The organism is Virgibacillus xinjiangensis, from assembly GCF_042643145.1.
Classification (GTDB): Bacteria; Bacillota; Bacilli; order Bacillales; family Amphibacillaceae; genus Virgibacillus_O; species Virgibacillus_O xinjiangensis.
The window spans coordinates 1-9,406 of sequence record NZ_JBHRSA010000014.1 but is presented as its reverse complement, the minus strand read 5'-3'; the positions used below and the strand labels follow the sequence as shown (position 1 = coordinate 9,406).

The window sequence follows — 9,406 nt, the reverse complement described above, 5'->3', positions numbered from 1 at the left end:
TTCAATACCGACTTCATACCGATCTAATCGTTGCCTAATAAAACTCCAACTATTGGGGGTCACACCAATTACTTGGGCGGCTGCTGAGCCTCCGAACGCTGGCGCAGTTCGGGATCTCCGCGCCCTTTCTTACAGGTGTCTGCATGTTCTTGGCTGATTCCGTTCACTGTTCGTCTTTCCGTTTTGTCCCAACCTCATTCAGTAAAAGGTTCAATATGAATATGTGCGTGACTGATATTATGAGTGTCAGCCAAGTAACTCTCGATCCGGTCGGTTATTTTGTGACTTTCCCGCACATTCAACTCAGGATCGACCAGAATGGTGATCTCAATGAATGCATAATTACCGACAATCCTGCCTTTTATATCGACTACTTCTTTTACTTCCGGGTCTTCTTCGATACTCGTGAGGATCTTTTGGATCCGGTTTTCATCAAAACCATCTGTCAATGTATGTGTTGCCTCTTTAAAGATATCCCAAGCCGTTTTACAAATGATCACACCTACAACCAATCCTGCGAGCGGATCCAGCCAGAACAGGCCAAGTTGTGCACCGATGATGCCGACGAATGCACCGATGCTGACCAGTGCATCGGACCGGTTGTCCTGTGCTGCAGCGTAAAGCGCACTGCTCTGGACCTTCTTAGACAGCCTCAAGTTATAGAAATAGACTCCGAACATGATGACAGCCGAACCTACCGCCACCCATGCTGTCATCAGATGCGGTTGGGATGATTCGCCAGAAATGATCTTCTGGATCGTATCAAAGATGACCTGGATACCGACAAACATCATGACAAAAGCGGCAAATAAGGAGGCAATCGTCTCAGCCCGGTAATGGCCATAGTGATGATCCTCATCCGGAGGTTTCCTGGATATTTTCAATCCGATAAGGACGGCGATCGACGCGATAACGTCTGTTGTATTATTCAAACCGTCTGCTTTCAAGGCATCGGACTGGCCGATATAGCCGGCAACGAGCTTCAAGGCAGAAAGGATCAGATAGGCAGCAATGCTCAGCCATGCACCCTTTTCTCCCTGTTTCAGGTTATCAGTATGTTCCATGGACCAGTCCCCCTATTATCTAACATAGTCTACCAAAGTAGTATCGCTCTGGTCTAGAGAAACATTCATCAGGAAAAAAACTCGTGAAAATATGCCACCCATTGGTTAGAGTACCCAGTTTTGGGGAACAGAAAAATAAATCGGAAATCAGCACTTGCAATTTTGCTGAAAATTTAGGATAATAGAAAAAAGGAACAAGGGGGCAAGTTCCATGAAAAAGGAGAAAACGCTATACCGATTCTTGCGGTATAACGGAAAGCAGATCAAAGCAAAGAAAGAGATTCCTTTTGAGTTAAAATTGACCTCACGTTTACTATTGGATGAGTTATGTTTCAACTGGAACAAGAAGCATGTGGAAGAAAAAATTGATGACACCATCACTTCAGGAGATAAGCAGGAGTTCGCAAGATGGTCTGAAGTTTATAAAGAATATATTTGGGAGTAATTAATGGAGGAGCTTTACCGAAGGGTGGAGCTCCTTTGCTTGTTGTACAGGTTCTGCCAATCCATTACATAGGTGGAGGGATGTCATGAATAGAAAGCGAAGGAAGGTCCAACGAAGCTGGATGCTTTATGATTTTGGGAATTCCGCCTTTGCGACCACGATGATGGCGGCAGTGCTACCGGTGTTTTATTATGATGTAGCGGCTGCGGGTGCCAACCAAGAAGCAGCAGCCAGCATGTGGGGGTATTCCCAGTCCATTGCCGTGTTGGTAGTAGCTGTATTGGCACCCATACTCGGTGCGATCAGTGATTTCTCCGCCGCCAAAAAGAAATTTCTGCAATTCTTCGCATTTATGGGCATCATCGCCAGTATCCTCTTCATGTTCGTCGGTGAGGGAGACTATCTGCTTGCATCTGTTCTCTTCATTGTCGGGTCGATCGGATTCTCCGGGGCGAATATCTTCTATGATGGATTCCTTCCCGAAATAGCAGAAGAAGGAGAGATGGATCGGGTTTCCTCCGGTGGTTTCGCCTATGGATATTTGGGTGGAGGGTTATTGCTCTGCATCAACGTACTGATGATTCTCAACCCCCATTGGTTCGGCATACCAAACGCCACTGCCGCTAGTCAGATTTCTTTTGCTACAGTGGGGATATGGTGGTTGATCTTTTCCATACCACTGTTGAAAAATATGAAAGAAGAGAAAAAGACACATGCCAGAAAGGAGAAATCTTACATAGCCATCGGTTTTTCCAGGGTTGGTTCCACTTTTAAAGAAATCCGCCACTTTAAGCAATTGTTAATTTTCCTTTTGGCTTTTTGGCTTTATAATGATGGTATATCCACCATCGTGCGTATGGCAACCATCTATGGCAGGGATATTGGAATCGACGCGAATTCACTGATCCTCGCCCTGTTGATCACCCAATTTGTCGGCATACCGTGCACCTTTTTCTTTGGCTGGCTTGCAGGGAAGGTTACGGCGAAACGGGCTTTGTCTGCCGCTTTGATTGTCTATATGGGAATAGTCGTTTTAGGATACTTCATGACGACAGCACTCCACTTCTATATGCTTGCCGTCTGCACCGGAATGGTCCAAGGTGGAGCGCAGTCATTGAGCCGCTCTATTTTCGGACGGATGGTGCCGGATCATAAACATGCGGAGTTTTTCGGGTTTTACGGAATCTCTTCTAAATTTGCCGCCATATTCGGCCCGTTCCTATTTGCTTTTGTCGGCCAGATTACCGGGTCAAGCAGGTTAGGAATCATATCCTTGTTGTTCTTCTTCGTGGCTGGGCTTGTAATTTTGAGGTATGTCGATGTGGACCAGGGAATAAAAGATGCACAACGTCAATCCTTACCCACTGGGTCAGTAAAAGTCAAACCAAATGAGAATTGAAAGATAGGAGGAAGGTTGATGAAGTTGCATCAAATCAGCAGAATTTTTTATAAAGTCTCCGGGATTCTTGGGGATATCCATGCATTAAAAAGGGGTACATACGGTAAGCGGGTAGCTAAAAGGGCTACAAGGAAAGCGGTACGCAGCCTGTTTAAATAATTCGGTGGTTCTCGGAGATCAGCCTGTCTGGTCTTTTTTTGTTTTTGCCGACAACAGGCAGTCGGAAGTTTTTTATTTAAGCAAAAATTTGGTATAATAACGGTGGAAATAAATAAGGTGGACATGCATAGGGAGGAAGAGAGAGATGGAATTTCGTGTCGAAAGAGATACACTAGGGGAAATCAACGTACCTGCAGATAAGTACTGGGGCGCACAGACCCAGCGGAGTAAACAGAATTTCCCGATTGGCAATGAACAAATGCCGACGGAAATTGTTAAAGCGTTTGCAATCCTGAAAAAGAGTGCAGCCAAGGCGAACAATGAACTGGGCTTGTTGGAAGAGGAAAAATACGAGGCCATCCGTCATGCTGCCGATGAGATCATCGAAGGAAGCTTGAATGAACACTTTCCGTTGGTGGTTTGGCAGACAGGAAGCGGAACCCAGTCCAATATGAATGTCAACGAGGTCATAGCCCATGTAGGGAATAAGTGGCTGGAAGAGAAAGGTTCCGACCTTAAGCTCCATCCGAATGATGACGTTAACAAATCACAAAGCTCCAATGATACATACCCGACAGCCATGCATATCGCTTCCGTGTTGAAACTGGAAGACACGGTCCTTCCGGCTGTGCAAGCCTTCAAACGGACATTGAAGGAAAAGTCGGAAGCATTCATGGATATCGTCAAAATCGGCCGTACCCACCTGCAGGATGCCACTCCTCTGACACTGGGACAGGAAATCAGCGGATGGCACCGCATGCTCGAGAAATCGGAGAGCATGATTACACAGAGCAACGAATTCTTAAAGGAACTGGCGATTGGCGGCACTGCAGTAGGAACCGGGCTGAATGCGCATCCGGATTTTTCTGAAAAGGTATGTGCAGCCATCAACGATTTTACCGGCAAAAAATTCATCTCCGCACCGAATAAGTTCCATGCGTTGACAAGCCATGACGAAACCGTTTATGCGCACGGTGCATTGAAAGGCTTGGCTGCAGATATGATGAAAATCGCCAATGATGTACGTTGGCTGGCAAGCGGTCCAAGAAGCGGAATCGGCGAAATCACCATTCCAGCCAACGAGCCCGGCAGCTCCATCATGCCAGGGAAAGTGAATCCGACGCAAAGTGAAGCAGTAACCATGGTAGCTGCCCAGGTGATGGGAAATGACGCCACCATCGGTTTTGCGGCCAGTCAGGGGAATTTTGAATTGAATGTATTCAAGCCTGTCATTGCCTACAACTTCCTGCAGTCCTGTCAGATTCTCTCTGACAGCATCGTTTCTTTCGATGAGCGTTGTGCCCAAGGCATTGAGCCTGACGAAGAGAAAATAGAGAAGTTCCTGAAGGATTCATTGATGCTTGTCACGGCATTGAATCCGCATATAGGTTATGAAAATGCCGCAAAAATCGCAAAAAAAGCCTTCAATGATAATTCCACATTGAAGGAAGCAGCAGTAGAACTGGAACTCCTATCTGAAGAAGAGTTCGAGAAATACGTGAAACCGGAAGAGATGACGTACCCGAAGTAAAGGCTATCACTTGAAATAGTTGAAACGTATAGAAGCATAAAAAATGGCTTGGGCCCGATCCCAAGCCATTTTTTATTATGTATGTGATGGCAGCTGTACAGAAGAAAAAAACTTATATTAGGCCAAGAAGATGATAAGCAGTCCGGTTTGAAGGAAATTCAGATTGCTGGTCCCGAGTACTTCACACCTCCGCTCCTAAATATTGGATTCTACCGCTATAATTTACCAACGATATTTTATGATAAAGATCGCCATTTTGCTCACAATACTTAGTACAGGAGGTGATAAAGATGGCTAGCAACAACAACAACTCAAACCAGCTGCTCGTACCAGGAGTACAACAAGCACTGGACCAAATGAAATTCGAAATTGCCCAGGAATTTGGTGTTAACTTAGGCGCTGACTCCACTTCCCGTTCTAACGGATCTGTTGGCGGAGAAATCACCAAGCGACTGGTTCAAACTGCACAGCAGCAAATGAATGGACAACAATTTTAATAATGATGGTATAGAGGGGGAGCTGTAATGGCTGCCCCTCTCCAAGCTACATAGGAAGTTGCAACATTACCGGATACGCAGTTCTGTCTCTTGGTCGAAGAAATGGGTATTGTTCATATCGAAAGCCAGCTCCACTTGTTCCCCACCGTGAATATCGGAGCGGGAATCCACACGGGCAATGAAATCCTGTTCCTGTATTTTGGAATAAAGGTAGGATTCAGCACCCATCAACTCGGCAACATCGATCATCGCCTTAATTTTCGTTTCCGGGCTTGCTTGGATGAAGGCGGGTTCGTCGTGGATATCTTCCGGACGAATCCCCAGGATGAGTTCTTTTCCAATATAACCTTGTTGGCTTAAGGTTTTCATGCGACCCTCAGGTACTTTGATTTTATTTTCACCAATCTCAACATATCCATCCGTGAGTTTTCCGTTCAGGAAATTCATGGATGGCGAGCCGATAAATCCGCCGACAAAAACATTCTCCGGTAGATCATAGACGTCTTTGGGAGCACCTACTTGTTGGATGACGCCGTCTTTCATTACGACCAGGCGTGTCGCCATGGTCATCGCTTCTGTCTGATCGTGTGTAACATAGATGGTCGTTGTCTGCAAACGCTTATGGAGTTTCTGGATTTCCGCCCGCATCTGGACACGTAATTTGGCATCCAGGTTGGATAGTGGTTCATCCATCAGAAACACTTTTGCATCCCGGACGATTGCCCTGCCCAGTGCCACACGCTGGCGCTGCCCGCCGGAAAGGGCTTTTGGCTTACGGTCCAGATAAGCTTCCAGTCCGAGAATTTTTGCTGCATTCTGTACCCGGCTATTGATCTCGTCCTTTTTGAACTTGCGGAGTTTCAAGCCGAAAGCCATATTGTCATACACATTCATATGAGGATAGAGTGCATAGTTCTGGAAAACCATCGCAATATCCCGGTCCTTCGGTGCGACGTCATTCATTTTTTTGTCATCTATGTACAATTCGCCATCAGAAATTTCCTCCAGGCCTGCCACCATCCGTAAAGTAGTGGATTTGCCGCAGCCGGAAGGGCCTACAAATACAATGAATTCCTTGTCTTGGATATGAAGATTGAAATCTTCCACTGCCGTTACTTTTTTGTCATATACCTTTTTGATACTTTCCAGTCGCAATTCCGCCATTTGAATTCCTCCTACGTATGTAAGCGTTTTATACTTTCTTTTTAGTTTACGGAAAATTAAGAAGATGATAAATGGCAATCATGCATAAACATGTCCAACATTTTTCGGGCATACTGACGAAAGCGTAAGTTGTTCTGCTCAATTCCTGGCAAGTAAAGCGAGATAGACGGATACAGCCTGATGGAACTGCCTGATGTCGATTCCTGTTCTGCTGATGAATTTATCCAGTCTGTACTGCAGGCTGTTCCGATGCATGAACAATTGTTTTGCTGCAACGGAAACATTCATATTCGATTCAATAAAGATGCGGACGGTCGACAGCATTTCTTCATCGTCTGCGAATTCTCTCAGCATCAGTGCCGGCATCTTACAGAGAAACTCTCTATCAGCTCCGTCGATCAAGAGATAAGGAATGCTGTCGGTGAATGTGAGTACTGATCCATCAGAATAAGGGAGAACGGAGGGAGCATGATTCATCAAAAAACCATAGTATGCGCCGGCATCCTTCGTTTCTTTCACATAAGGACCGATGAAAAAATTGATCTTCACATAGAGATCGCTCATCAGTACATCAATGATCTGCTCATAGGAGACGGAATCCTCGGCAGGTACCAGTCCTTCTTCGATCAATATGCCCTCTTGTTCATTTTTCCATAATATCGGTACCGGCCTGGCAAGGGATTGATGAATGGCTTCCCGGAAAAGGCGGGGCTCAACCCGGTCCTTTTGGATGGAAAAATAAACAAAACGATAGGGACTGACGGTATGCTCCGTGCTGAGGCCGTCAATATGCCTCTTCCACTGCCTTTCTGTCTCTGTCATCAGAGGAAAGCGGATATCAAATGGTCTCAGGAAAGCGGCAAGCAGATCAGTGTCTTTATCGGTGAGTTCTTCGCGGCAAATGCCAATGACGTCACCTTCCTGAGTTTGGTACCATTGGTAATCCGCTTCCGGAAGTTCCGCCATCTCCTCGTAATGAGTGAGCGAGGGGAAAATTTTCTTCAATTGATCCAGCATAGGTGCACCTCTTTCCGCATGATATCTCTATTATAGCAAGGTTCCTTGTCTGGAAAAACGACTCATGATTGCCGAATTGGTATACATGGGCCTGTGTGTTTGTTATAGTTGGTGCTGAGAAACTTTAAGGAGGTAATTTTGTGCCTAATATTTACGATAGCGCATATGATCTGGAGAAAGCAATTCGTGAGAGTGACGAATTCACCAGTTTAAAAGAGGCATTCGACAAAGTGATGAACGATGATGCCGCTAAACAAATGTTCGAAAACTTCCGTGACACACAGATTCAACTGCAGGAAAAACAAATGCAGGGACAGGAAATTACGGAGGAAGAAGTCGAAAAAGCACGCCAGGTTGTTGAGCTGGTTCAGCAGCACCCGGATATTTCCAAGCTGATGGAACAGGAACAGCGTTTGAATATGGTAATCAATGATGTGAGCCGGATCATCACGAAACCACTTGAAGAACTGTACGGCAATCCGGAAGAATCAAACGAATAAGTAATGGAAAAAACTCGTGGACACTTGCTGCGGGTTTTTTTGTTGCTTGAAAATGACGGTTGCACTTCGTATAAGCAGGAAAACAGTCGGTCTCGTCGAATACATATACATAGTCAAAGGAGGGGGCTAGACTGTGAGTACCATAATATATGAAAGCAAGGAAAAGGTATCCTATATTCGATTGAACCGACCCGAGCGCTACAATTCATTGAATCAGGAGATGCTTGATGAGCTTCTCCATGCATTGGAAGAAGTTGAAAAAAACGAGGACAAAATTTTGGTGTTGTCGGGGAATGGAAATGCCTTTTGTGCCGGAGGAGATATCGGTATGATGGAGGATTTCGCAGAGAAGAAATTTTTCGATACTGTCATGGAGACCGTCGGGAAAATTGCAATGAAACTCTATTTGATGCCAAAAATCGTGATTTCGGCAGTACAAGGGTCTGCGGCTGGATTGGGACTAAGTCTCGCTCTTGCTGCCGATTACGTGATTGCCAGGGAGAATGCCAAGCTTGGCATGCTGTTCATCGGAATTGGGCTGGCACCAGACGGTGGAGGACATTTCTTCCTGAAGGAGCGGGTTGGTGTCAACCATGCTAAACAGTTCATTTGGGGGTTGAAACAGCTACAAGCACCACAGGCAAAACAGATGGGAATAGTTGATGTGGTGACGGAACTTCAAGCAGGGGAGGAGGCTTCTTCTTTCGCGCAGAAATTATTAGAAACACCTATACAGTCGATGATCCAGACAAAGATGATCTATCACCGAGCGCAGAAAGATACACTGCAGTCTTACTTGGAGGAGGAACACCGAACCCAATGGGAGCTCAGGAATACGGAGGACCACAAAGAGGGTGTGTCGGCATTCCTGGAAAAAAGGAAACCTGTATTCCGTGGGGAGTAACAAAAGCGGCTTCACAGCTATTGCCTGTGAAGCCGTTTTTCATCGGTGAAACAATATCAATTTTGCTTCCGGATTGACACAGCGGTGGGTATACTCGCTGTAGCCTTCTTCCTCCAGCCGTGCCTGGCCGGTCTTTTTTGCTTCCTCATCGTTTGGAGCTGTGAACGTTTCGTCGAGAAGGTTTTTCCCGGACTGGTCGAACACAGTCAATGCATAGGTACGCATATCTGCTGCCTCCTTGAAGTAGTGGTCTTATCTCCATATATTCTATTTCCTGATCGAAAATCCTTCTTTTTGGCGAATGAATCTTAACTATGACTCCCATCGCTGCGACAAAAATTTCCGTGGGCCCGGCTTCAGTCTCCTCGGAAGAAAAGCACTTCTTCCGGGGCCTTCAGACTCGTGCTGTTCCCACAGGAGTCTACGTATTTTGTCTTCGCTTGGTGTAGTTTTCTGGTTTTCGAATGATTGTGATCCACAGTTTCTCTCTTACCAAAGTCATACCACTATCATTGAGTTCTTCTATTCCCTTACAGCAACAGACATCACTACAATCAAACCACCTCAACCAGCGGAGGAAACCACGAGACTCCTGCCGGAACCGTGACCAGAGTGAGATCCCGGAGAACGCCAGTTCGAGGAAGCTCACGGGTCGCCCGCGGAAATGACCTGACCCCCATAAGTTAGAGTAAAAATAATTTATGGGGGTTAGGTTTATGGAAAAAT

11 protein-coding genes are annotated in these 9,406 nt (G+C 45.8%); 7 read left to right on the top strand and 4 right to left on the bottom strand.

All coding sequences use genetic code 11. The features are described 5' to 3' along the window. Positions 1-194 precede the first annotated feature (194 nt). A complete protein-coding gene (locus ACFOGI_RS04710) occupies positions 195-1,064 on the bottom strand; it encodes a cation diffusion facilitator family transporter (protein WP_390269187.1) in 870 nt (289 codons plus the stop codon). 211 nt (positions 1,065-1,275) lie between these two features. On the opposite strand from ACFOGI_RS04710, the gene ACFOGI_RS04705 reads away from it, so the two are divergent. From ACFOGI_RS04705 to ACFOGI_RS04685, 5 genes are all read left to right on the top strand, one after another. Next, a complete protein-coding gene (locus tag ACFOGI_RS04705; protein WP_390269184.1) occupies positions 1,276-1,509 on the top strand; it encodes a hypothetical protein in 234 nt (77 codons plus the stop codon). Between the two features lie 85 nt (positions 1,510-1,594). Then, on the top strand, positions 1,595-2,908 hold the full coding sequence (locus ACFOGI_RS04700; protein ID WP_390269182.1) for an MFS transporter: 1,314 nt from the start codon (positions 1,595-1,597) through the stop codon (positions 2,906-2,908). An 18-nt stretch (positions 2,909-2,926) separates the two neighbouring features. Then, the gene (locus tag ACFOGI_RS04695; RefSeq protein WP_390269179.1) at positions 2,927-3,067 is read left to right on the top strand and encodes a hypothetical protein; all 141 of its coding nucleotides are present in this window, start codon (positions 2,927-2,929) and stop codon (positions 3,065-3,067) included. Positions 3,068-3,212: 145 nt separating this feature from the next. Next, positions 3,213-4,598 carry a class II fumarate hydratase gene (fumC, locus tag ACFOGI_RS04690; protein ID WP_390269176.1) on the top strand — a complete coding sequence of 462 codons (1,386 nt, stop codon included), beginning with the start codon at positions 3,213-3,215 and terminating at the stop codon, positions 4,596-4,598. A gap of 290 nt (positions 4,599-4,888) precedes the next feature. Further along, a complete protein-coding gene (locus ACFOGI_RS04685) occupies positions 4,889-5,095 on the top strand; it encodes a small, acid-soluble spore protein, alpha/beta type (RefSeq protein ID WP_390269173.1) in 207 nt (68 codons plus the stop codon). 66 nt (positions 5,096-5,161) lie between these two features. On the opposite strand, the gene ACFOGI_RS04680 is transcribed toward ACFOGI_RS04685, so the two are convergent. Together ACFOGI_RS04680 and ACFOGI_RS04675 are read right to left on the bottom strand one after the other, a co-directional pair. Then, positions 5,162-6,259 carry an ABC transporter ATP-binding protein gene (locus ACFOGI_RS04680; RefSeq protein WP_390269170.1) on the bottom strand — a complete coding sequence of 366 codons (1,098 nt, stop codon included), beginning with the start codon at positions 6,257-6,259 and terminating at the stop codon, positions 5,162-5,164. A 138-nt stretch (positions 6,260-6,397) separates the two neighbouring features. Continuing rightward, complete coding sequence (locus ACFOGI_RS04675) at positions 6,398-7,276, bottom strand: PucR family transcriptional regulator (RefSeq protein ID WP_390269168.1); 879 nt, start codon at positions 7,274-7,276, stop codon at positions 6,398-6,400. Between the two features lie 140 nt (positions 7,277-7,416). Between ACFOGI_RS04675 and ACFOGI_RS04670 the strand changes: the two genes are divergently transcribed. Then, positions 7,417-7,776, top strand: a complete 360-nt coding sequence (locus ACFOGI_RS04670; protein ID WP_390269165.1) for a YlbF family regulator — start codon at positions 7,417-7,419, stop codon at positions 7,774-7,776. A gap of 133 nt (positions 7,777-7,909) precedes the next feature. Next, positions 7,910-8,680 (top strand): enoyl-CoA hydratase, encoded by a 771-nt coding sequence (locus ACFOGI_RS04665; protein ID WP_390269162.1) that lies wholly within the window; start codon positions 7,910-7,912, stop codon positions 8,678-8,680. Positions 8,681-8,719: 39 nt separating this feature from the next. Here the strand turns inward: ACFOGI_RS04665 and ACFOGI_RS04660 are convergent, their stop codons facing one another. Beyond that, positions 8,720-8,905, bottom strand: a complete 186-nt coding sequence (locus ACFOGI_RS04660) for a YhzD family protein (RefSeq protein WP_390269159.1) — start codon at positions 8,903-8,905, stop codon at positions 8,720-8,722. Positions 8,906-9,406 lie beyond the last annotated feature (501 nt).